A 21,877-nucleotide genomic window follows, 5' to 3' on the forward strand; every position below is an offset into this window, starting at 1 on the left:
GATTCAGCTTTAGTGTTTACGGCACAATGGTTTAAGTGCGGTGGTATGCGTTGCTCACCACTTAACGCGGCGTTAGGTTAATGGGATGTTATGTTAACAATTGAAGAAAGAGAACAGCTTGAAGAGCTGGATATGTACGGAATAGAAGACCTGTTTTTATCTGAATGCGATTCTTGGTTTTCAGCGGATATAGCTTGTTGTGACCTCTGTGTTGATGACTTTCTAAAAGCATGGCCAAATGCTGGAAATGCGATAGACTTTCAAAGCAATGTTATGGATATCGATCATTTTTATGAGTCAACCAGACTTAGAGAGTGCTACACACCAGAAGATTATTTAAAGTTTATGCAGTTAGTCAATTGTCCAAGGTGTGGAGAGCAGTTGAAAGGTGGATTCTATCCTTATGAACTACCTTTTATGCCTGTTGATTCTTTCGAAGATATCCTAAATGAACTTATGGAAATTGCGCATAAGTCGCCCTTTGTGATGCTTAAGCATGAGTTTGCAGAGTCAGTATTTCAAGCTATTCAAGAGTTAGCTGAAAACGCAGCTCCTACAGAAATTCCACAGCCTTTGTATCGAGCAAGAGCTGCATCTCAAATCACTGAGGTCGCACCAAAGGAGTTCGATGTTACTCCAAAAGCATTTGCTTCAGAGGGTAGGTATAACCATTCTGGTTTACCTGCATTTTACCTTGGTAGTGACATGCGTACTTGTTATGAAGAAATGCGCAGGGTTCCATGCTATATGGCTGAGATTTGTATAAATCAACCAGTGAAAATCCTCGATTTAACTGCTACGTACGAAAACCACGCGCAGCATAGTGATATGCTCGATACTATGGTCTATTCAGCTTTAGTGAGCGCAAAGCACAACGATGAAGGGCAGTACAAGCCCCAGTATTTGTTTTCAAGGTTTGTCGCTGATTGTGCAAAGTATGCAGGGCTTGATGCAATCAAGTATCCATCAACTCGCACTATCGCTGGGTGTTTTAATATTGTCTTTCTCAATCAAAACTTTAGCCTTGGCAATGCGTGCGAACTTTTAAACGTAAAGCGTTACCCAGACGAAAATTAACCTAACAAGGCATTTAAGAGTGATTCGCAACGCTTGGCAGTTTCGCTTCGCTCAAGTATAGCCAAGCGCCGCTCACACCTTAATGCGGCGTTATGTTCTCTGGGCTAGGAAGGGATATGGAAACAGTTAAAATACTAGATTTGGGGTTTTCTACTGCAGATGCAGAATATCCTGAAATCCATCAAGAAGAAGGCGATTTAAGAGCTGAGTTTAAAGATTGGCAGGAAAAAACGGTAAAACTATATTTTGCCGATTACGTCGCATGCAAGTGGCAGATGGTATTTGATTTACTTGAGGGAGAGCGAGACGACAGCTGTTATGAAATATGCTCATCTCTTTGGCTCAAGCAACATGTCCAATCAGAAATAATCAATTGCGACGAAGGCTACAAGCACTTTCGGCTGAACTTTAATGAGTTAGGGCAACTTGATGTAATTGCGCTAAACATTGTAGTACGAACATAACAAACTGTTTAAGAGTGATTCGCAACGCGTGGCATTTTTACTATGCATTGGCTTATGTGTTTAAGGTGGTATGCGGAGGCTTCGGCATTGCGTTGCTCACCCCTTAGCAGGGCGTTAGCCCTTTTCGAGGAAACGATATGGAAATCGTACAAGAAATAGATGTTTCAGAATTGCATCATAAGGCAATCGAAGCATTAAGAAATCAAGCTTTTCCAGACAGCCAAGTAAGTCGTTCTTACTTTAAGCAGTTACCTCATATGCGTGCCCTTCATTTTCAAGGTGAACAGCTGGTTGGTTATCTCGGACTGGATTATCGCGTTGTTAGTGTCGGTGGGGAAATACATAAGGTTCTAGGCGTAATCGACCTCTGTATTGACGAACGTTATCGAGGGCAAGGTATTGGCTCTTTTATGTTGTCAGAAGTATCAGAATTTGCAGAAACTAAAGACGTTGATTTCATAATCCTCATATCTGAGTTAGATGATTTCTACTCTTCAAATGGCTTTAACAAAGTTCAGTGCATGCAGTCTTGGTTAAGGCTTCACGAGCACACCAACTTTGGAGTTGCTGTAGAGCATGTTGATGAACTGTATGTGAAACCACTCAGAGATAAGCAGTGGGGTGTTGGACATTTTGATTGGCTAGGTTATATGTACTAGTCAACCACAGGGCTAACAAAGTATTTAAGAGTGATTCCCAACGCATGGAATTTTTCATTCCATCGTTGGGTTTTGTGTTTAAGGTGGCTCGGTTAAGTTTCGTGGTAGCGTTGCTCACACCTTAATGCGGCGTTAACTGGCACAGAAAATACGAAAGCACATTGATACGGTTTCTAGGTTCGGAGGTTTAGCGTGTTCGGTCGGTTTCCTTAGCTGAGGTAATGCGACTAATTTCAGTTTGGTACTTAAGTTTACTGATGTGAAAGGCGGCATAAAGCCTTCTAATAATATAAGGCGTTCGCGATTAGTTCGGCGCACTTACATCGCCGAAGTATGGTGTTGTGAGACGCATTTCAAACTAAAGATCAACGGTAATTTTTTTGTTAAACACATATTTGAGTTAGCTTTGCTAATCATTAATTAGCAAAACGAGCTTTGGCGAAAGTGGCTGAAAAATCGGCGAAAACTGAAAGGCGCTCAGTTAACAAACTGTTCAAGAGGGATTCGCAACGCGTGGCATCTTCACTATGCGTTGGTTTAAGTGATTAAGGTGGTATGCGGCGGCATTGGTATTGCGTTGCTCACCCCTTAACAGGGCGTTATGTGCTTTGGGAGAAAATGGAAATGGATATTCCCGACAGATTCAAAAATGTAAGATACGTTTCATCCCGCATTCCGGGTTGCAAAGATGATTCAGACTTAACGCTTGGAGCTAACTGTCAGGTCTTTGCTTATAACCTGCTCAGAGACTTCGGTCTAAATCCACCTAACTACCGTTCTAGTGAATGGTGGGATGACTCGGAGTTTAGTGAGGTGGTCACTGAGTTTAAGCCGCTAGATATCATGATGTACAACGACTCTACTGACTCATACGGAGCACACGTTGGGGTGTATGTCGGTAATGGACTCGTCTACCACCTTTCTTTATCCAATGGCGTACCCATGTTTGAGCGCCATTTAGACTTACTTCAACAAAGTAAGTATCAGTTTTTATTGGCGCTAAGCGTATAAAACAGTTTGGTGCATAACGTAAGTACGCACATAACAAACTGTTCAAGAGGGATTCGCAACGCGTGTCATTTTCACCATGCGTTGATTTTAGTGATTAAGGCGGCTTGCGGCGGCTTTTGTATTGCGTTGCTCACCCCTTAGCTGGGCGTTAGCCTTATTACGGGGAATTGGAGCCCTCAGCAGAGGACTCCCGATATAAATCACTGTTTAAAAACGTGGTCTAAAACTGCAATATGATACGCATTTACTTGTCCCCAACGTTCATCAGGAACTTTATTGATCTTACCTCCAATTTTTTGGGTGTAAGCTCTAGCTTCCAACCCTTTAGCTTTTGCTAAGGTCAGAATGATTGGGATATTTTTAGAGTTACAATAAGCGATAACTGTGTAGTAATCCTTATCTCCAAATTTATGCTCTAATGCAGCATTTGCCGCTTTAAATGCATCGTCGGCTTTTTGATTGGCTTTTGTAACTTCGGCATTTGTTCTAGAAATGTGAGCTTGTGTATTTAACTGAGCCTTTTCTAAGTTGTTAATTCGTTGGTCATGTTGAACTAGCAAATTAGCTTGGTTTAATAGTTGCTCCGCCGATGATAGTACTCTCTGTGCTTCGAAATATGCATCTGCCAATTGTTCTTGGACTTGCCATGAAAAATCATCGGTAAATGCTTTTACCAACATTGAGTACCCACGTTGTGTAATTAAAACAATTCCAGATGGCGGAATAGGGTGTGGGTAAGAAGCTGCAAATGCTTGGTCCGTAGGCATTGCTATGAAGTAGTGTTTGTTCTTAAGCAACTTCGATTGGTTTGCAGTAAAAATGTTGTAAGTAGTGTTTTGAGAAACTCTATGTATTTGTCAATGTCCCACAAGGTTAGGACACGCTCGGAGTTAAACTCAACGACAGGGATCGTAACCAAAAGGTCAAATATGGATATTTACCCAGAAATCGAGTTATCTAAAGCGCAGCATAATGCAATTGAAGCTCTTAGAAACAAGTCGTTTCCTGAACACCAAGTTACTCGCTCTTACTATAAGCAACTCCCGCATATGAGAGTTCTGAATTACGAAGGTGATCAGTTAGTTGGTTACATGGGATTAGACTACAGAGCTGTTCGCGTTGGTGATGAAATTTATAAAGTATTAGGTGTGAGTGACTTTTGTGTCGAGAGCACAGTTCAAAGACAAGGTATTGGCACAAAAATGTTGTCTCAACTCAGCGAGTATGCGTCCACTAAAGATGTCGACTTCATCATTTTAGTCTCCGATTTGGAACGTTTTTATGTGGCTAATGGTTATATGCGCCTTAACTCTCTAAGTTCTTGGTTGCGAGTTCACGAACATAAAAATTACGGTGTCGCTGTAGAGCAACTAGATGATTTATATGTTAAACCTATCAGCGGCAAAACTTGGGCTGTTGGTCATATAGATTGGTTAGGGTATATGTATTAGTCTGTAGTGGGCTAATAATTGGTTCACAACAAGAGTGGTTACAAATGGCATTTTCACTATGAGTTGATTTAAGTGATGTGGGGCAGTTTTGTATTGTGATACTCACTCCTTAATAATGTGCTGTAACTCTTAGGAAGCAAAGGTTTAATTTATGAAATGTAGAGTACTAGTAACCATCATAAGTATTGCTCTTTGTAGTGTAGGAGAGGCCGCGAATCCACTAAGTATTCAAAGCGATGAGCAACTGTTTAAAAACTTCGCTCTCTCATCTTGCATTGCGACTAATTACAAAGGATCAGCTGTTGCGAAAGATGCGATAACGGCGATGCAAGGCTACAGAGAGTTTTCCGAGCTTCCTTTGGAGTCATTCTTTGGGGTTAGCGAGCTATTGGAAAAATATGATATGGCTATTTACAAATCAAAAAATGGTAACGTGATCAAATTGGCCTACTGTATAGACTTTTCTAATTCAGACGATGTGCATAAGCTATACATTAATGCGAAATCAGAGTTATAACAAACTGCTCAAAGTTGATTCGCAACGTGTGGTATTTTTACGGCGCAATACGTTGAGTGATGAAGATGATTTTTAGTGGCTTCTGTATTGAATTACTCATCTCTTAGCGGGGCATTATGCGGTGATGTAAATATGAAGATATTTTTAATAGTAGCAACACTCGTTCAGTTCACTCTCCTGAGTTTCTCGAAATACTATTGCTCAATTGCAAATGAGGTGCTTAGAAAGGCGGTGGAAACTAAAGAGAGTAATTTTCTATCTTTCCTTGATAAGTATGATTATTACAATGACTTAGATAATTATCTAGGCTTAGCGTCCGCTACAGTGTGGGTTATGGTCGTGCTCGTGATAAAGTTGAAAAACGTATCAAGCACCGATATGGCTCATATGGCTGTTTGTTTGCCGTTATTTTTTCATGTGGTTTTGATGTCGATGTAGTTTCAATAGTTGTGGTTGGGTGATTAGGTACAACAAACGGCTCAGGCTAGCGTACCATACATGGCATTTCCAATTAGCGTTTCTTATACCTTACGAGCGCGTTTTCCCACAAGGAGTAATATGTGATTGTAGTAGCAAGGTTTTCTTTTCCTCATGAAGCTCATATTGCGAGAGCAAGCCTAGATAGTGTCGGAATAGAAAGTTACATCGCTGACGAGTACACGGTAAATACTCAGTGGCTTTATTCAAATGCAATAGGCGGCGTCCGTCTGATGGTGGACGAAAGTGATGCAGAAGATGCGAAACAAATACTTAGTAGCGATTTCTCAGAATCATTGGGAAATGAAGTTGACGTTGATGAAGAAAAAGACGTTTGCCCTAAATGTGGTAGTAAAGATCTATTTGCATTTACAAAAGGTAAACGCCCAGCTTTCTTAGTTTTTATTTTACTGGGTTTTCCACTGTTTTTTTACAAGCATGGTTATAAGTGTAAGCAGTGTGGGGAGTTTAGTGAAAAACTTTAAATCTTTAGATAACAAGGTATTAAAGAGATAATTTGTACTCGTAGTATTTTTACGATGAGTTATGTCGAGTGCCTATACAAGAAGTCAGAGTTACTGCTTGCTTACAAGCAAAGCATTATACGATAGTGAAGGAATAACATTGAATGAGTGAAATTAAAACAATAGAGCAGTTAAAAGAAATTTACGCAGAGCCAAGTGCGAGAGCTAAAAATAAAGCTCTGCCTGTGCTGGATGTTCATGCGATTACATTAATTAATAACTGCCATTTTGCAGTTCTAAGTACCGCTGATTCACAAGGGTATATCGATCTTTCTCCTAAAGGAGGGGAGCCTGGCTTCGTAAAAGTTTTAGATGAATCAACATTGTTGCTCCCTGATAGCTCGGGGAACAATCGTATCGATAGTCTAAAAAATATCATTAGTAACCCCAAGGTAGGGTTGTTATTGATGGTAAATGGTATTGATGAAGTGCTCCGTATTAAAGGAATCGCAAGTATTCACACCGACGCCAACTTGATATCTGCTTGCCCCGATGGAAGTAAAGATCCTAAGGTTGTTATCAAAATAGTCATAGAGAGTATGTATTTTCATTGTGCGAAAGCGGTGATGAGAGGGAAACTTTGGTCTGATGACTATAAAGTAAATCGCTCAATTCTCCCCTCATTAGCTCAAATCTTTAAAGATCAACAAAAGTTAGAAAGTAAAGCGCTTAATCAAGAAGAGATGTTGAAATATTACCAATCTAGCCTTTAGAACGAGCGTGGTAATATATTGAAAAGATAGAAAAATCAGGTTCGACCGTACTCTGCGGAAGTATGGATTAGGTTTAGTGGGGATGTTACTGTCTTAATAGCGTTAGTTCACAAATAAACAATTGTTAGTCCAAATTTTAAAATGAAAAATGCAGGAAAATTTACTCTAGAACATTACGTTTTGGCTAGTCCGGGAGTTAGGTGTGTTGGACAAATGATTGATCTTTTTGTCAGTTTTAGCATTTTTACTCTCGTTTTATGGGTCGGCTTAGAAATCGGTATTGAAAAAGAGCTTGTGCGCGCTACAGCAGTAACTGCGACTGTATCGTATTACCTTTTTTCTGATTGTTTACCAAATGGTCAAAGTGTGGGTAAAAAACTTTTGGGCATTGCAGTTATAAGTGCAAGAACGGGTAAAAAGTGCAATATTTTTCAGTCGCTCTTTCGAAATGTTATTACTCCATTCTTCGGTTTTATTGACTCAATTTTCATTCTTGGTAAAAAGAGGCAACGTCTCGGTGATAAGTTAGTGAGAACGGTGGTGGTAGTGCACTAAATTGATAGCGCTGAGGACTAGGGTTCAAGTCGGGCTTTGTTTTCGTGGTGGAACAGCCTCGCTTAGGAGGTAGCGTTACTCACATACTTAATGTAGCGTTGTAAGAAAATTGGTATTGGAGTCCAAGTTTTATGTCAGAAAAAGAGAAAATGTTAGCAGGTGAGCTTTATGACCCAAGTGATGAAGAGTTATTAAAGTTAAGGTTGAGCGCTAGGTTACTAACTGAAAAATTGAATGCCACGTCTGTTGAGCATAAACAAAAGCGAGTTCAAATAACTAAGCGCTTGTTCGGCACAACAGGTGACGATATTCATGTTGAATCTTCTTTCAATTGCGACTACGGATCCAACATTCACGTTGGAGATAATTTTTACGCTAATTTTGGTTGTGTGATTTTGGATGTTGCGGAAGTTAAGTTTGGTGATAACTGTTTACTTGGGCCTCAAGTTGGAATTTATACTGCGACTCATCCCTTAGATCCTATCGAGAGGAACAGTGGTTTAGAGCTAGCAAAGCCCATAAACATTGGTGACAATTGTTGGATAGGTGGCCATGCCGTAATCAACCCTGGCGTAACACTTGGGAACAACGTGGTGGTAGCCTCTGGCGCAGTCGTTACAAAGAGTTTTGGAGACAATGTCGTTGTTGGTGGCAACCCAGCCAGAGTACTGAAGGAAATCGTCACTAAGCGATAATAAAGTATATGGACTATTTTGAGCCTGAGTTTAGGACTTATGATCAACTCACTCCAAGCTTTGATGCGTTCAGCGGTTACTTGTTGACGCACTTGAATGTCTAAAATTTGCTTCAATATAGAATCGTGACACGTGGCGCTTTTACCGTGCGTTGAGCTTGTTTAAAAGTCTCATACGAAATCATTTGTATTACGTGTCTCACACTTTTATTGTATTTTCGTCACCAATAACAAACCAAAAGGCTGGCTCCAAAATGTTAGTAACAAAGATTGAAACGGAACGATTAATTCTAAGAGAGCTAGTTGAAGATGATGCAAGCGAATTGTTTGACATCTTCTCAGACCATGAGGTCATGAAATATTGGAATTCTGGCCCTTGGGTTTCAATTGAAGAAGCGCGGACATTTATAGCCAAGAGTACACAGGCCATGAATAGCAATACAGAAGTGACACTAGGCATCTTCCTAAAGAGCAATGGCCAACTTCTGGGTAAGATAATGCTGTTTAATCACGTGAAAGAGTCTAGGCGCGCAGAAATTGGCTTTGGCGTGAGTCGTCATTTCTGGGGTAAAGGCATGGTATTAGAGGCGGGAACTGCATTAATCGAACACGCATTCAAAACACTGAATCTACGTCGAATCGAGGCTGAGATAGATCCAGACAATACTTCTTCAGGTAAAGTCTTGGAACGGTTAGGTTTTATAAAGGAAGGTTTCCTAAGGCAGCGTTGGGAAGTGAATGGAGTAGTCTCAGATTCCGCAATTTACGGGTTGTTAGCTAAACCCCTAGACAGCGTTTAGTATCCGGCCTTAAACGCATCTAATAGGTCTAGCCTGCTCGTGCTCTATACACAGCCTTACATTTGACGGTGAGGTTTCTTGAATTGACTTGGTGGTCACTGAATGTACTATCAAGGATAGGACTTACTGCAAGGATAGCAGCATGAGCGAGAAATTATTTTGGGTTAATCCCTACCAAACAGAACTTAACTCAAGAGTGACCAATGTAGACGGAAATAAGGTTGAATTGGACCAGACTATCTTCTTTGCAGAGTCTGGAGGCCAAGAGAGTGATAAAGGAACGATTAATGGTATTCCGGTTTTGATTGCTCAAAAGTTAGGTGTTCGACTTATTTACACATTGGAATCCTCTCCAAATTTTACTCTTGGTGACATTGTAACTACGAGTATTGATTGGAAGCGTAGATACGCCTTAATGAAGCTACACTTTGCGGCTGAAGTGGTGCTCGAGATGTTTTATCAGCGTCGGGAAGGCATTGTTAAGATAGGCGCGCATATTTCTGAAAATAAGAGTCGCATAGATTTCGAGTGGTCTGAAAGTATTGGCCCGCTATTGAAAGAAATTGAAACTGATGTGCAAGATTTGATTAACTCTGATTCAGTTATTTTTAGTGACTTTTCCGATCAAGAGAGTGAAAGAAGGTATTGGAGAGTGGATGGGTTTGCGCAAGTGCCTTGCGGTGGCACTCACTTAAAGCGCACATCAGAAGTCGGCCAAATTCAATTAAAACGCAAGAACATCGGTAAAGGCAAAGAAAGGGTAGAGATAACCTTATGCTCGTAAGTCGATAGGGCATTAGAAATAGATTCCTAACACGTGGCATTTAATTCATGGTGAGATTCACATTTGCGATATGAAGGTTGAGATTGAGGGCGTGTTGGCTACTTCTGAACGAAAGGTTACAGGGGTGAGAGGATGATATGTCGAAAGTAACATTGAAAGGCTTTATTTTAGTTCCGGAAAAGGATTTAGAATTAGTAAAACATGAGTTAATAATTCACAAAAGGCTCACGTTAGAAGAGTCGGGCTGCCTTACTTTTCTTGTGACTCAAAGCTCGACTAATCCGTTTCGTTTTGATGTCTATGAGGAGTTCGTCGACAAAGCCTCTTTTAAACAACATCAGGAAAGAGTTCAAGCCTCACATTGGGGAAAAGTAACAGCCAATGTTAAACGGCAATACGAAATCTTTGAATGTGTGCATGACTAATCGAATCGGAGTGATTTAGAGCGTTTACGCTTTGTTTTTTAGATTGCTCTACGCTCTACTATGTTGCTTTATTCATCTATTAACCTGGCTTAGTGTTCTTGATACTTTGCCGTATTAAATCTAGAAATTTTAATGGAAGTGTTATGTTTAGAGTTGTGTATGAATGGCGTGTGCCAAGTGAAAAAATGGATGAGTTTCAAAATATATGGCGTTCGACGACAGATTCAATTCATGAGTCAGTAGATGGGGCGCTTGGTAGTTTTATGCTTCGTTCTTACGATGTACCGGAAAAGGTTTTAACTATTGCCAAGTGGCGAACACGTGAAGACTGGGAGCGGTTTTGGGGAACTAGTAACCCAGAAAAAATGAAGAAGATGAGTGAAATTGCAGAGCGTATTTCAGTTGAACCATTCGATGAAATTGAAGATAGAACTAAGTAGGGCAATAGAAACGTTAAAGTGATGCCTAATGAACAGTTTGACGGACAATATGAACGACAACCTTAATCAAGGAATAGGGTTATGCAGATTTTAATCGTTGGAGGTAGTAAAGGGCTAGGAAGGTTCTTGGCTACGAACTTACAGGGTACAGAAATTTATGCGATTTCTAGATCAAAGCTAGTTAAGGGGGGAGTCGCCTCTGTTTGTATTGACGTTGATCCCGGTAAAAAACCAGATTATACGTGCTTCAAAGGTGTAGAGTTTGACATCATAGTTTATTTGGCGTCGATGTGGGGAGAGTCTTCAGAATTGACAACAAACGAACTGATTGAGTTTATGAATGTTGGTCCGATTGGGTATCTTAATTTAGTCAATGAGCTTAACGCTTTAGGTTCACTTAACGATAAATGCAATATTGTATCTATTGGCTCTACAGCAGAGCTTTCAGAAAGTAGTGAATACCCTGCATTCGCCCTCAGTAAAAGATTACTCAAAGATATTTCTAGCCAGCTGCAAAACGTTTATCGTGATTACCGCTTTACTCACTTTACAATAGGTGGGATCGGGCATGCTGAAGAGGAACGTATTGAGTATTCGAGTGTTTTGGAGATTATAAATATGCTAACCAAGCTTGATCCAAACACATACCTTTCAAATATGCATATAAAGTCCAAGCTAGGAATGTAGCTCTCAAGCTGTATTACGTACCTGCTTCTATGGTTTGGCATCATGTGCATTCTTTTTATTGAGCTATGGTTATAACTCCAATGAAAGGAGTTTACTTATGTCATACATTGATGGGTTTGTCGCTGCAGTGCCGACAGCGAATAAAGAAAAGTATATCGCACACGCAAAAATAGCAGCAGAAATGTTCAGGGAGTTTGGGGCCTTAAAGGTTGTTGAGACGTGGGGGAGTGAAGTACCAGATGGTGAGATCACATCATTTCCCATGGCAGTTAACGCTGAAAGCAACGAAACCGTTGTGTTTTCGTGGGTAGTCTGGCCTTCAAAAGAAGTTCGAGACTCAGGGTGGCTGCGGATCATGGGTGATCCTCGAATGAGTCCAGACAATAACCCAATGCCCTTTGATGGAAAGCGTCTCATTTATGGCGGATTTGATGTTATTTTGGAGCAGTAAAATACCAAATAATCTCAACTCGATTCGTGATACTTGGTGTTTTAATCAGTATTACGCTTCTGATGTACGTTCAATAGACTATTCTGCGATAAGTGTTGATAAAACTCCATTTGGAGGCTTAGAGTAAAAATGGAAGAGATAAATTATTCACTGATTGTCGTATCAGCTATCGCTGCCATCGCTAGCCCCGGACCTGCAACTCTTGCGATAGCAGGCACGTCAATGAACCACGGTCGGCGCTTTGGTGGGTATTTGGCTGCAGGTGTTTTAACGGGGTCTTTATTTTGGTCAACCTCAGCCGCTTTTGGTCTCGCAACCATACTCTATAGCAATGTTTGGCTTTTTGAAATTCTTAGATATTGTGGGGCATTTTATCTTTTATATTTGGCTTTAAAGTCCGTACATTCTGCCTGCAACATCGAGCAGCTAAAGTTACCCAAAACATACGTAACGACAGAGAAGGGTAACTACTTAACCGGAGTGTTAATTCACTTAACTAACCCAAAGGCTATTCTGTTTTTTGGTGCGCTTTATTCGATAGGGGTTCCTCCTACGGCCAGTCCGTTGGAATTGTTGTCGGTCATTTTTGTTGTAGGGCTGGTTAGTGCTTTGGTTTTCTTTGGCTATGCTTTTCTTTTCGCGTATAAAAAGGTCAGGCAAACCTATCTCAGATTCAAAGCAGTTTTTGAAGGCGTGTTCGCGTTATTTTTTGGTGTGGCAAGTATTAAGTTGCTGCTTAGTGAGGCAGGAAAATGAAGCAAAAAAGGCTTGAAGAAATAAGAATAGATAATCTATCTGATTTGACGGTCTATTAAGTATACTAAGTAGCCGATTTGTTAACTTCCATAAGAGCTGCTGGCTAGAAAAAGCTTACAACCAAACGATGCTAAATATTATCATTCAAAGGGCTAACAAAGGCCCATAATTTAATTCGTATCACTGTTCATGATTGTGCTCTTCGCGCAGTGCTGTAGTATTAGTAACGTGTTGTTAATACTAAATATAACCAATTGAAACCTGGACGTTGCATTACTTGTAGTTCGATGAAATGTTATCCCGCAAGACGTTAATTTGGAGAAAAGAATGGATTCAAACTCACTATTATTATTTGTTGTCGCTTGTCTCGCTATCAACATGATTCCTGGACCTGATGTAATTTATATTGTTTCCAATACAATGAAAGGTAAATTATCTGCTGGGCTGAAAGCGGCTCTGGGGCTTGGTATTGGTTACTTTTTTCATACACTAGCGGCATGTTTAGGTTTGTCAGCAATAATTCTGAGTTCATCTTTGGCTTTTAGCGTTGTTAAATGGTTAGGGGCCGCTTACCTAGTTTATTTAGGTGTTCAGTCATTACTGTCTATGTGGCGTGGAGAAAGTAAAATCGTTGAAAACAAAAATGTTGATAATAATAAAAATGTGTTTGTTCAGGGGGTTATCGTCAGCGTCTTGAATCCAAAAGTAGCGCTATTCTTTCTCTCGTTTCTGCCTCAATTTATTGATACGTCTGCAAGCTCAACATCAATGCAATTATTAGTACTTGGCTTGCTGTTCAGCGTACTTGCGACGACATGTAACGTTTTGTACGCATCTGTGGGTAATTGGGTATTTAGTCGTCCACACTCTCAGCGTTATTCAAGAACTCTTGAAGGTGTTTCAGGTATTCTACTTATCAGTCTAGCGAGTAAAGTGGCATTTAGTGATCGTTAGATACAGGGCATTTTATTCTCGTGATTATTATATGGCTAATGTTTGCTCAATCTATACGTTAAATGAGTGCTATTGCATAGGTTGAATCACAAATTTCAAAAATACCAATAAGTGAACGTATTTATTTATAGTATGGTTGGCGCGATTTTATCGTAGCTAGGTTAATAACATGAAAAATAAAGTAATTCTGTGTTCCGCATTCCTTTTGGGTTTGTCAGGTTGTGCTTCTGTTCCTACTGTTGATTCGACAGTATCAAATCAAATGAAATCATTTGAAGCACCTCAAAAGGGGAACGCAGGGATTTACATTTACCGAGAAGATGCTTTTGTCGGAGCAGCGCTTAAAAAGTATGTTTACGTCGATGGGGAATGTATTGGTGAAACCGCTCCTGGTGTATTCTTCTACCATGAGGTCGAAGGCAATAAAGAACATCAAGTAAGTACAGAGTCTGAGTTTTCTGAAAATCACTTAACTATCTTAACAGAAGAGGGCCGTAATTATTTCGTTAATCAATACATTAAAATGGGTGTATTTGTTGGTGGTGCGGGCGTAGAACTCGTGGACGAAAGCAAAGGTAAAGCCGAAGTACTAAAAGTCGACATGGCAGAAAAAGGAAACTGTTCTTCGATCTAGTTTTACAAACAGACCGCTTTTTAGATTAAAAAACACATTATCAATGTAACCCAACGCTTGATGAGATCCATTCAGCGTTGGGTTTTGTATTTTTGGCAAACAGTATACCTATTTCAGACCGCATGATTTGCCACCTCCTAGCTTGAGCCCACTTATTGTTCAAAGAATCTACTTGTGAAACGTGAATTTTCGAGAGGATTTCGTAGGGAGCAATCCTACAAACGCGATTAACAGATATGCCATTCCATCATTAACCTTGTCGAGTGTATTGCTAAACTAGGTAGCGGTGTGTCTCCTCTCATTAAACAAATAATAGGTATATCAGTTTTAGCTTCTATGCCTTTACATCATGCACTCGGAGCGCAATTTAAAATCAAAGGGCTAACACCAATATTAGAGAAAAATCTTGAAAGTCACCTTACACCACTAACGAAACTCTCTGTTTCAAACATTACCTCAAATCGACTAACGCAGATGGTTAATAATGCGTTAAACCCTTATGGCTACTATCATTCCGAGCTCAATGTTCAGAGATCAGAGAACGATCTCATCACGCTTGAGGTTGACGCTGGGGAGGTGATGTTGGTCAAAAAATCTAATATTGCTGTGTCGGGAGAGGCCAGTAATGATCAGGATTTCATCGAACTAATTAATCAAGCTCAACTTAAACAAGGGCAGCCGTTGCTTCATTCTGAGTACGATACGCTAAAGCGAAACTTGATTTCATTGGCTCAGCAAAAAGGTTACTTGGATGGACGTTTTATCGAATCGTCTTTGGAAGTCATTCCAAGTGTGAATCAAGCCCATGTGAATCTGCATTTCTCTAGTGGTTCTCGTTACCAATTTGGAGAGCTGTCTGTCCTTACGTCGGGTATCGAAACGGCACGAATAGAAGCGATGAGAACATTTGAAAGGGGCGACGATTTTGACACTTTGAAATTGAGTCAATATCAGGCCGACCTCTCCAATACTGATTGGTTTCGCAGTGTGATTGTGAAAGCGGATTTCGAGGAGACATCCGATGGCTATAAGGTGCCGATAGAAGTGCTCGCAGAGCCGAATTCACGCAATATTGTGCAAGTCGGTGGAGGATATTCGACAGACTTGGGATTACGCGCTTCGCTGAACTGGACCAAGCCTTGGTATAACGCACGTGGACACAGTTTTGAGGCACAAGCGTACGCTTCCAAACCGGAACAATCGCTATTACTAGGTTATAAAATTCCCACCCAAAATGTTCTAACGGATTACTACGGGATTCAGTTTGAATCTAAGCATGTCGACTATCGAGACACATCGAGTTTTTCTAATGATTTATCGTTTGAAAAACACTGGCAGTTAGACAGTGATTGGCAAAGCACCATGCACGTTCGTTATTTGCAAGAAAGTTATCAACAAGCGTCGGAGAATAACGAATCACAGTTGTTATTACCGGGGGTGACATTTTCACTGCTTGATCGCAAGAACGATCAATTAGAAGTAAAGCACCGTCACGTTTACTCATTGGAATATTCGGATCCCAATTTTTTCTCCGATTCTCGTTTGCTGCGTATTGAGGGCAATAGTGTTCTGTCTTGGGACATTAGTGAAAAACACAAGTTTCACTTTCGTTCTAATGTTGGCATTAATGTCGCTGACACTTTGAGCGATATTCCATCATCATTACGTTTCTTTGCGGGAGGTGATGGCAATCTTCGGGGTTATGGTTATGAATCCATCTCTCCGAGAGACGAAAATGGCGATTTAACCGGTGCTCGTTACATGTTTACTGCTGGGTTGGAATATCAATATCAGGTCTACCGCCAACTGTGGCTTGGGGCATTTTATGATGTTGGTGATGCCTTCAACGATAGGGTGGATTGGAAAAGCGGTACAGGGTTGAGTTTGATATGGAATTCAAAATACGCGCCCGTCAAAGTGGACTTTGCTTATGGTTTAGATGCTCCTCAAGGAGACCAATTCCGCGTTCACTTTTCGCTAGGCACGCAGTTTTAGCGGGCATTAAAAAGGCTCTCATCCTTGCAGATAGAGAGCCTTTTTAAGCCTTGATTGTTTAGAGTTCGAACTCACCATTCAGTTTCTTGAATATCCAGTTAGGTGCCTTATGCCATCCACCATAGTTTGGATTCTTAGTATGGATCTCATTCATTGATTGCCACTGAGTTTGGCCTTGTCCATCTCGAGATACTCGCCAAAACAGTTCATCTTGTTGTCGAGTTAAGTAGTGCATGACATGTTCTGCAAAGGCTTCGCTTTGGACCAACACACCAAATTCCACATTGAGGAAATCCGATCTTGGGTCGAAGTTTGATGAGCCGATATAAGTCAGCCGATCATCGAGTATCACCGTCTTGTTGTGATAATAAGTATCCGCGTGGAAGTAATGGTCGTCATTTTTCGCTTGGTTTTTGTACTCAAGTATATAAACGCCCTTATCCAACAGGGTTTGGCGGTGCTTCTCGTAATAAGCCGGAATAAAGCCAGAATCATTAGATGCAGACGAGTTCGTCATTAACGTGATGTCCGCTTTTTGCTCCATCAAGGTATCAATAAAGGCAAATTCACCATCATTTGGTACCACGTAAGGCGTTGATATCACGGCTTTAGACGCAGTGGCTATTTGTTGCCAAACTTGGTGTTCTGCACGTTTTCTAAAGTAGGGTTTGTTGTTTTCTAACTTGTTTAATGAGTCGAAAACGGGGGTGACTTGCGCAGTGATGAAGTCGGGACTGGTCAGGTGTTTAACCTGTTTTTCAACTTCCGCCAGAATGATGCTTTTGTCTTTCTCACCTTTATTAAGCGCTTTAGTAAACGCGGAATAGTTTGGGGTAACGTTAACGATGTTTTCTATTGGGGTAACATGCTCGCTGTCCCAAAGCTGTTGGTAGTTCTGGTCGAACGCTCGAATAATGCTGCCTTTGAACAAGACGTCCATATCAAAGAAGTTGGCTTTACGGCTGTAACCAAAATAGTCGTCGCCAATGTTACGTCCACCTAGAATCATCCATTGATGGTCGACGTTGAAGTACTTCTCGTGTAGACGATTGTCCAAACGTTGTTGATGAGTAGAGAAGTTGACGGCGCGACCAATCCAACCTGACTTACGTGAATCAAACGGATTGAATAAACGGATTTGAATGTTGTCGTGAGCGCTGAGATCAGCAAGCCATTTCTCGTTAAAAACCAATAGATCATCGAGAGTGAGTCGAATTTGCACGCCTCGATCTGCTGCTTGCTTGAGTTCATTGAGTAGCATCAAACCAAGCGTGTCACTCTCCCAAGAAAAGTAAGTCATATCGATGCTTTTCTGAGCGTTTCTAACCAGTTCTACGCGACGAGCAAAGGCTTCTGGAGCGGTAGGAATTAAGTAAACTTCGGCTTGATGTTGAGTAGTTTGCCAATTGGCTTCAAAATCCGGTTCAACTTGAGGGTAGGGTTGGGCACAGCCAACCAATAGCACGCTGAAGATAAAGATCAGCAGAGCACGAAGGGCGTTAGGAAACATGAGTAAACCTTCCCAATTATGTTCAAGGAATAAGGATGAAAAAAGCCAGCGAACTGGCTTTTAGGTATTCGGTAACGAGTTTTTAGTGACTGAAGATGACGTTACATGTGGCTAAGAATCAGCCCGAGTTCCTCGAGACCGTTGAGGCGACCTTGGCGCAGTTTTGGATCGATGCCTGAGTGATGAGCATTGTCCCAGTCTTGCGTGGATTGAATGCCGCCATCGTTATCGATCAGCAATACTCGGTCAGTCGCACTGCTGTATTGGAAGTCCTCAAATAAACGTTCGCTAAACCACATACGAGAGAGTTCGTTCATCATTGCTTTGTCTTTGCTACCTGGACGAACACTTGAACCATCGAGTTTTAATGCTTTATTAAACACAAATGGTAATTCCGATGCATTGCAAGCGCCCACAATACAACTGATGCTTTTGAGTAAATCGCCAACGTCGAGATCGCCATTTTCACCTTTGGTGTTGTAAGTCCATACGTTGAATCCAGGTTTGTAGTCAAAGTAGTAGAAGCTTGGCGTTGCTCCTGTTGCTTCTTCAGTTGAAACTTTATGACGGTTTGGACCCGTGAAGAGCAAATCATGCAACGTGGTTTTGAATTGCTGCATGTTTTTGGCCGCGCCATTCAGTTCGCTTTCATGGTTAGGGAAGAAGTCAGCCAGAGCAAGTAACTCCGTGGTTGAATCGGAGTTCCCCAAACCGAAGAACAACTTAGTCATCGCCTCATAAGCGGTGCTAGGCAGCAGTTCCAATAAGTCAGAAAGATCGAGTTCAATTGAAGCTGAATCGCTGAGTAATGAACGATATTCGGTGCGTAAACGGTTTAAGTTCGTTTCCGATTCTAGCCACTCAACCATGTATTCGACGATTAAGGTTTCGTCACCACTTTCAATGATTTCTGGTGCTTCTTGGCTCAAGATTTCAATGATAGTTGGGATCAAAAATGTCAGGCTCGGCAGCATGCCCAGAGTATTGATTTCTGCGCTGTTAGAGCCAATTACCGTTGGTACGATCCATTCACTCTCAATGGCTTGCTCAGTAAAGTGATAGCCTGGTACTTCTTTCACTAGAAACGCTGGTGGGCGATGCTCGATGTAAGGCGCAAATGGCATCAATGTAGCTAATGGGCTGTTGTCGCGTGTTGGGCTTATAACCGGAATATTCACGGCGGTCAGTACCCAGTTCTTAAGACGTTGAATAGGATCAAGCATCTCGCTTTGTACCTTCATGATCTCTTCAAGTGGTAGTAACGCAAGATCTTCAACGCTTTGCTCTGGTCTTTGGCTCTTGGCAACATCGTAACTTTTATATTCAAAGCCGTAAGGGTTGCTTTGCATGATGGCACGTTGAAAGTGCTCACCTGCGATTGCAGCATCGCCTTTTGATTGCTGTAAAATTCCCACCGACATGGCACCCGCACCTTGACCCATGAGTGTCACGTTTTGCGGATTGCCGCCGAATGCCTCTATGTTTTGTTGAACCCATTCAAGCGCGTGTTTTTGATCGCCTAGACCAAAGTTACCGCCTTCAGGGTTGTCCAAACCATCGATCCAAACACTGCCTAGCAAGCCCAAACGATAGTTAAAAGTAACTGCAATAAACGGGTTACCATCGGCAGCACCTTGTGCAACCACCATATCACCATGAATCAGCGGTTCTGAGCCCGCGCCGTATTCAAAGTCTCCACCGTGAATAAAGACATAAACTGGCAAATCTGCGTACGCTTCTGTCCCGGCAGGTCGCCAAATGTTTAGGTTCAAACAATTTTCTGATTGCGTTTGTGTCGTGGTTTTTAATTGCGGACACGCATCACCGAACTGAGTCGCATCAATATCGCCTTCAAGTGGGACCGCAATGCTGTGCTGAAAGCGGTCTGCTTGCGCAAACTGGATACCTTTGAACGCCTCTACCGCTGCCAGTTTTTCATCCGCATCAAGAGGCGTGATGACAAGGGACTCTTTGGTCGCTTGAATGGTCGCATCACCAATTTCCAAAGCGATTTGCTCTGGCGGTAACGGTTGTAGTGGCTTCGGGCCGTTAGGAACGCTAGGTTTACCAGAGTCATCACTGCAAGCTGCTAAGGCAAGAGTGATGGTAATGGCTAAAGTTGAGCGATTGAGTAAAGTCATTGTTATGTCCAAAAGTCATTTGGTGCGTACACCGAAAATGTTAAACGGCATCTAACAAGCGACGTCCTGACGCTTTGGCATTAATCCGTGAATGGTTGGATGGCTTGTTGAATTGATGGCTCAAATGGTAGGACATCGGCGACAGTTTCAGTAATCGCCTTTGTAGGATGCAGTCCTACCATCGTCTAGGGGCGGGCTCTTTATGAGAGCTAGAAACGGTAACCAAGATTTAAGGTTACTGACTCTCGAGTTTCCCCTTTGTTATAGAGAAAGGTCAGGTTGTAGTTTTTGCCGATTTGCTTATTGAAACCAGTCAAAAACGCCCATTGATTAAGATCTACACCAATGTCGTAATCGAATTCGATATCACCACTTTTTACATGCCCGTCCATTCGAGCGTCCAGTCCTTGATATTCTGCTCCGACAAAGAACTGCGTGCGATAATCGACAAGTTGATAACCCAACATCGGCTGTACAGTAACAATACCATCGCCCCAATCATCTAAGCCCTTTAAGCGAGTTTGCGAATAGGTACCAGTGACAGAAGCAAAGAATTCTTTATAGCCAACCGAAAGGGTTGTACCTATACCACGAAGGTCATATTCCAAATGCAGCGGCACGTCTAGGCGTCCGCGACTACAAAGTGCAGATAAACCATCGCAAAACTTATCACCTAATCCTGGCAGTTTATCGTTCAGCTTATCTTTTATGTACTGGCCACCTTCACCCGTGTAGGCGGCATCAACATTGGCATCGACATTAACTTTTCCGATGTAACCAAATACATTCCAAAATGGCAGGATGTTTACATCGCCACGAAGCGTCATGCTCTCAGCACTCACGATGCCGACACTGTCTTCTGGATCAAACAATTCATTAAGGCCGATGCCTTCAATCGTGAAATCATTAAATGGAATATTCATATCTTGATTTCGATACGCTAGCGATACACCAAACGGCAGAGGCAAATCGATACCTTGACGACGAATCATATCACCCATTAAAGGAAAAACGCGGTCTAGCTTAACACTGGCTTCTTGCATGCGTGGATCAGAGACCTCATTCAAGCGTTTTTCGTCTAGTACTTGCACGCCAAGCTTATCTTCATAAATCGCTACCGGTTTTACGCTGCTCATCATTTCGAGGGGTTTATTTTTCTTTGAACCAACTATCTTGGTGTTTTTACTGGCAATCGCAATTTTGCCTGATGTTAACTTCTGGAAGAGGATCTCTTGATCGTAAGAATCCACTTGGTAGTTGTGATGTGTGAACGGTTTATCGTTGGTAATGACCATACGTTTCGGTTCACCATTAACCAACTCAATATCAACGCTTAAAAAGCGAAAGTAGGCGATATCTTGAGGAAGACCGTATTTTGAGTAATTAAAACTGATGATCACATTACCATTCTGATCCTCTTTGGCTCTTACTGATGACGGATCAAAACTCTCCGCGTAGTTTCGAAGGCGGTATTCTGTTCGTGTGAAAGCTTCGATCTCATCAAGTACTTTTTCATTTTCATCGAGTTGTTCAGGGTTGTACTTGATACGCAGATCAATGTTGCCTTTGTTATCGGTGTTCTTGACCAAGTAGACGGACGAATCGCGAACGCTATCACCGATTTTAACACTTCGGTGGGCATGCTCGACCAAATGCTCGCCTTGAACTAGAGAGCTGATGGCCAGTTTTGGTAAATCATGACTGATACCGTATTTGTCGAACAGTGCTCGGCCTTGCTCGATTACTTCGTTGTAGGTCGTCGTCTCTTCAGCGGCGAAGCCAAAAGTGGGGGTAGTAAGCATTAGTGCGCTCGCGAGCACAGTAAGAGAAGACGTCTTGCCGGCGCGTAATTCAAAAAAACTCATGACAGTTTCCACTCTGAATAGTCTCAAACCTTCGAGACTCAGACAGTTAATGTGTCACTGAACTTCTTGTTCAGTTAAATAGATGTGTTTGCTGTGATTGACGTTGTGAATGCAGAGTTTTCGATTGCATTTCGTGAATCAATGAGAGGATTTTATGAGGTGAAGAGAAATACCGTTAATCGCTTTTGATGGATACTATCCTCGCTTTATGGGTTACGGAGGAATAATGGCTAGCTCACAAACAAACAGCCCCGCAGAGCAGAAGCAATGCAGGGCTTTAGTTTCAAGAACGG

Annotated in this window: 24 protein-coding genes; 20 read left to right on the plus strand and 4 right to left on the minus strand. The window is 41.7% G+C overall.

Annotated features, from left to right (window positions below):
* The first annotated feature begins 90 nt into the window (after nucleotides 1-90).
* The 4 genes from R7O03_RS13320 (at nucleotide 91) to R7O03_RS13335 (ending at nucleotide 3,211) form a co-directional block, all read left to right on the plus strand.
* Complete coding sequence (locus R7O03_RS13320) at nucleotides 91-1,077, plus strand: RES family NAD+ phosphorylase (protein ID WP_318131767.1); 987 nt, start codon at nucleotides 91-93, stop codon at nucleotides 1,075-1,077.
* Nucleotides 1,078-1,193: 116 nt separating this feature from the next.
* Entirely contained in the window at nucleotides 1,194-1,541 is a 348-nt protein-coding gene (locus tag R7O03_RS13325) for a hypothetical protein (protein WP_318131768.1), read from the plus strand.
* A gap of 137 nt (nucleotides 1,542-1,678) precedes the next feature.
* A complete protein-coding gene (locus R7O03_RS13330; RefSeq protein ID WP_318131769.1) occupies nucleotides 1,679-2,200 on the plus strand; it encodes a GNAT family N-acetyltransferase in 522 nt (173 codons plus the stop codon).
* Between the two features lie 624 nt (nucleotides 2,201-2,824).
* A complete protein-coding gene (locus R7O03_RS13335; protein WP_318131770.1) occupies nucleotides 2,825-3,211 on the plus strand; it encodes a hydrolase in 387 nt (128 codons plus the stop codon).
* Nucleotides 3,212-3,411: 200 nt separating this feature from the next.
* On the opposite strand, the gene R7O03_RS13340 is transcribed toward R7O03_RS13335, so the two are convergent.
* Complete coding sequence (locus R7O03_RS13340; RefSeq protein WP_021033918.1) at nucleotides 3,412-3,891, minus strand: hypothetical protein; 480 nt, start codon at nucleotides 3,889-3,891, stop codon at nucleotides 3,412-3,414.
* A gap of 249 nt (nucleotides 3,892-4,140) precedes the next feature.
* On the opposite strand from R7O03_RS13340, the gene R7O03_RS13345 reads away from it, so the two are divergent.
* From R7O03_RS13345 to R7O03_RS13420, 16 genes are all read left to right on the plus strand, one after another.
* Nucleotides 4,141-4,662, plus strand: coding sequence for a GNAT family N-acetyltransferase (locus R7O03_RS13345; RefSeq protein WP_031781316.1), 522 nt, complete (start codon nucleotides 4,141-4,143; stop codon nucleotides 4,660-4,662).
* Nucleotides 4,663-4,813: 151 nt separating this feature from the next.
* Nucleotides 4,814-5,179 carry a T6SS amidase immunity protein Tai4 family protein gene (locus R7O03_RS13350; protein ID WP_250154242.1) on the plus strand — a complete coding sequence of 122 codons (366 nt, stop codon included), beginning with the start codon at nucleotides 4,814-4,816 and terminating at the stop codon, nucleotides 5,177-5,179.
* Nucleotides 5,180-5,739: 560 nt separating this feature from the next.
* Nucleotides 5,740-6,141, plus strand: a complete 402-nt coding sequence (locus R7O03_RS13355; RefSeq protein WP_053350308.1) for a DUF2007 domain-containing protein — start codon at nucleotides 5,740-5,742, stop codon at nucleotides 6,139-6,141.
* A gap of 143 nt (nucleotides 6,142-6,284) precedes the next feature.
* Nucleotides 6,285-6,893 (plus strand): pyridoxamine 5'-phosphate oxidase family protein, encoded by a 609-nt coding sequence (locus tag R7O03_RS13360; RefSeq protein ID WP_005389306.1) that lies wholly within the window; start codon nucleotides 6,285-6,287, stop codon nucleotides 6,891-6,893.
* Nucleotides 6,894-7,034: 141 nt separating this feature from the next.
* Nucleotides 7,035-7,448 carry an RDD family protein gene (locus R7O03_RS13365; RefSeq protein WP_053304369.1) on the plus strand — a complete coding sequence of 138 codons (414 nt, stop codon included), beginning with the start codon at nucleotides 7,035-7,037 and terminating at the stop codon, nucleotides 7,446-7,448.
* A gap of 131 nt (nucleotides 7,449-7,579) precedes the next feature.
* On the plus strand, nucleotides 7,580-8,143 hold the full coding sequence (locus R7O03_RS13370; protein WP_005389307.1) for a sugar O-acetyltransferase: 564 nt from the start codon (nucleotides 7,580-7,582) through the stop codon (nucleotides 8,141-8,143).
* 253 nt (nucleotides 8,144-8,396) lie between these two features.
* Nucleotides 8,397-8,942 carry a GNAT family N-acetyltransferase gene (locus tag R7O03_RS13375; protein ID WP_054579576.1) on the plus strand — a complete coding sequence of 182 codons (546 nt, stop codon included), beginning with the start codon at nucleotides 8,397-8,399 and terminating at the stop codon, nucleotides 8,940-8,942.
* A 142-nt stretch (nucleotides 8,943-9,084) separates the two neighbouring features.
* Nucleotides 9,085-9,726, plus strand: a complete 642-nt coding sequence (locus R7O03_RS13380; RefSeq protein ID WP_262606998.1) for an alanyl-tRNA editing protein — start codon at nucleotides 9,085-9,087, stop codon at nucleotides 9,724-9,726.
* Nucleotides 9,727-9,863: 137 nt separating this feature from the next.
* Nucleotides 9,864-10,151 (plus strand): putative quinol monooxygenase, encoded by a 288-nt coding sequence (locus R7O03_RS13385; protein ID WP_158173947.1) that lies wholly within the window; start codon nucleotides 9,864-9,866, stop codon nucleotides 10,149-10,151.
* 143 nt (nucleotides 10,152-10,294) lie between these two features.
* Entirely contained in the window at nucleotides 10,295-10,591 is a 297-nt protein-coding gene (locus R7O03_RS13390; RefSeq protein WP_031781322.1) for an antibiotic biosynthesis monooxygenase family protein, read from the plus strand.
* An 81-nt stretch (nucleotides 10,592-10,672) separates the two neighbouring features.
* Nucleotides 10,673-11,278: a hypothetical protein gene (locus R7O03_RS13395; RefSeq protein ID WP_170893431.1), complete on the plus strand. Its 606-nt coding sequence runs from the start codon at nucleotides 10,673-10,675 to the stop codon at nucleotides 11,276-11,278.
* A gap of 97 nt (nucleotides 11,279-11,375) precedes the next feature.
* Nucleotides 11,376-11,729: a DUF1428 domain-containing protein gene (locus tag R7O03_RS13400; protein ID WP_005387184.1), complete on the plus strand. Its 354-nt coding sequence runs from the start codon at nucleotides 11,376-11,378 to the stop codon at nucleotides 11,727-11,729.
* A gap of 129 nt (nucleotides 11,730-11,858) precedes the next feature.
* On the plus strand, nucleotides 11,859-12,485 hold the full coding sequence (locus R7O03_RS13405; RefSeq protein ID WP_005387183.1) for a LysE family translocator: 627 nt from the start codon (nucleotides 11,859-11,861) through the stop codon (nucleotides 12,483-12,485).
* Nucleotides 12,486-12,812: 327 nt separating this feature from the next.
* Nucleotides 12,813-13,439 carry a LysE family translocator gene (locus tag R7O03_RS13410; protein ID WP_033907480.1) on the plus strand — a complete coding sequence of 209 codons (627 nt, stop codon included), beginning with the start codon at nucleotides 12,813-12,815 and terminating at the stop codon, nucleotides 13,437-13,439.
* Between the two features lie 169 nt (nucleotides 13,440-13,608).
* Complete coding sequence (locus R7O03_RS13415; RefSeq protein ID WP_005377099.1) at nucleotides 13,609-14,073, plus strand: DUF2846 domain-containing protein; 465 nt, start codon at nucleotides 13,609-13,611, stop codon at nucleotides 14,071-14,073.
* A 336-nt stretch (nucleotides 14,074-14,409) separates the two neighbouring features.
* Entirely contained in the window at nucleotides 14,410-16,068 is a 1,659-nt protein-coding gene (locus R7O03_RS13420) for an autotransporter assembly complex protein TamA (protein ID WP_225496938.1), read from the plus strand.
* Nucleotides 16,069-16,126: 58 nt separating this feature from the next.
* Here the strand turns inward: R7O03_RS13420 and R7O03_RS13425 are convergent, their stop codons facing one another.
* The 3 genes from R7O03_RS13425 to R7O03_RS13435 form a co-directional block, all read right to left on the minus strand.
* Complete coding sequence (locus R7O03_RS13425) at nucleotides 16,127-17,578, minus strand: phospholipase D family protein (RefSeq protein ID WP_318131771.1); 1,452 nt, start codon at nucleotides 17,576-17,578, stop codon at nucleotides 16,127-16,129.
* 101 nt (nucleotides 17,579-17,679) lie between these two features.
* Complete coding sequence (locus tag R7O03_RS13430) at nucleotides 17,680-19,719, minus strand: carboxylesterase family protein (protein ID WP_213896112.1); 2,040 nt, start codon at nucleotides 19,717-19,719, stop codon at nucleotides 17,680-17,682.
* A gap of 209 nt (nucleotides 19,720-19,928) precedes the next feature.
* A complete protein-coding gene (locus R7O03_RS13435) occupies nucleotides 19,929-21,584 on the minus strand; it encodes a hypothetical protein (RefSeq protein ID WP_213896113.1) in 1,656 nt (551 codons plus the stop codon).
* Nucleotides 21,585-21,877: the final 293 nt, after the last annotated feature.

Source organism: Vibrio sp. Vb2960 (assembly GCF_033337665.1).
Lineage (GTDB): Bacteria > Pseudomonadota > Gammaproteobacteria > Enterobacterales > Vibrionaceae > Vibrio > Vibrio alginolyticus.

Coding starts and splice junctions, on each gene's coding strand:
- R7O03_RS13330 (WP_318131769.1), top strand. CDS start 1,679: ATGGAAATCGTACAAGAAATAGATGTTTCAGAATTGCATCATAAGGCA.
- R7O03_RS13325 (WP_318131768.1), top strand. CDS start 1,194: ATGGAAACAGTTAAAATACTAGATTTGGGGTTTTCTACTGCAGATGCA.
- R7O03_RS13425 (WP_318131771.1), bottom strand. CDS start 17,578: ATGTTTCCTAACGCCCTTCGTGCTCTGCTGATCTTTATCTTCAGCGTG.
- R7O03_RS13405 (WP_005387183.1), top strand. CDS start 11,859: ATGGAAGAGATAAATTATTCACTGATTGTCGTATCAGCTATCGCTGCC.
- R7O03_RS13380 (WP_262606998.1), top strand. CDS start 9,085: ATGAGCGAGAAATTATTTTGGGTTAATCCCTACCAAACAGAACTTAAC.
- R7O03_RS13400 (WP_005387184.1), top strand. CDS start 11,376: ATGTCATACATTGATGGGTTTGTCGCTGCAGTGCCGACAGCGAATAAA.
- R7O03_RS13335 (WP_318131770.1), top strand. CDS start 2,825: ATGGATATTCCCGACAGATTCAAAAATGTAAGATACGTTTCATCCCGC.
- R7O03_RS13365 (WP_053304369.1), top strand. CDS start 7,035: ATGAAAAATGCAGGAAAATTTACTCTAGAACATTACGTTTTGGCTAGT.
- R7O03_RS13340 (WP_021033918.1), bottom strand. CDS start 3,891: ATGTTGGTAAAAGCATTTACCGATGATTTTTCATGGCAAGTCCAAGAA.
- R7O03_RS13420 (WP_225496938.1), top strand. CDS start 14,410: ATGCCTTTACATCATGCACTCGGAGCGCAATTTAAAATCAAAGGGCTA.
- R7O03_RS13410 (WP_033907480.1), top strand. CDS start 12,813: ATGGATTCAAACTCACTATTATTATTTGTTGTCGCTTGTCTCGCTATC.
- R7O03_RS13375 (WP_054579576.1), top strand. CDS start 8,397: ATGTTAGTAACAAAGATTGAAACGGAACGATTAATTCTAAGAGAGCTA.
- R7O03_RS13385 (WP_158173947.1), top strand. CDS start 9,864: ATGTCGAAAGTAACATTGAAAGGCTTTATTTTAGTTCCGGAAAAGGAT.
- R7O03_RS13345 (WP_031781316.1), top strand. CDS start 4,141: ATGGATATTTACCCAGAAATCGAGTTATCTAAAGCGCAGCATAATGCA.
- R7O03_RS13430 (WP_213896112.1), bottom strand. CDS start 19,719: ATGACTTTACTCAATCGCTCAACTTTAGCCATTACCATCACTCTTGCC.
- R7O03_RS13360 (WP_005389306.1), top strand. CDS start 6,285: ATGAGTGAAATTAAAACAATAGAGCAGTTAAAAGAAATTTACGCAGAG.
- R7O03_RS13370 (WP_005389307.1), top strand. CDS start 7,580: ATGTCAGAAAAAGAGAAAATGTTAGCAGGTGAGCTTTATGACCCAAGT.
- R7O03_RS13320 (WP_318131767.1), top strand. CDS start 91: ATGTTAACAATTGAAGAAAGAGAACAGCTTGAAGAGCTGGATATGTAC.
- R7O03_RS13395 (WP_170893431.1), top strand. CDS start 10,673: ATGCAGATTTTAATCGTTGGAGGTAGTAAAGGGCTAGGAAGGTTCTTG.
- R7O03_RS13415 (WP_005377099.1), top strand. CDS start 13,609: ATGAAAAATAAAGTAATTCTGTGTTCCGCATTCCTTTTGGGTTTGTCA.
- R7O03_RS13435 (WP_213896113.1), bottom strand. CDS start 21,584: ATGAGTTTTTTTGAATTACGCGCCGGCAAGACGTCTTCTCTTACTGTG.
- R7O03_RS13350 (WP_250154242.1), top strand. CDS start 4,814: ATGAAATGTAGAGTACTAGTAACCATCATAAGTATTGCTCTTTGTAGT.
- R7O03_RS13390 (WP_031781322.1), top strand. CDS start 10,295: ATGTTTAGAGTTGTGTATGAATGGCGTGTGCCAAGTGAAAAAATGGAT.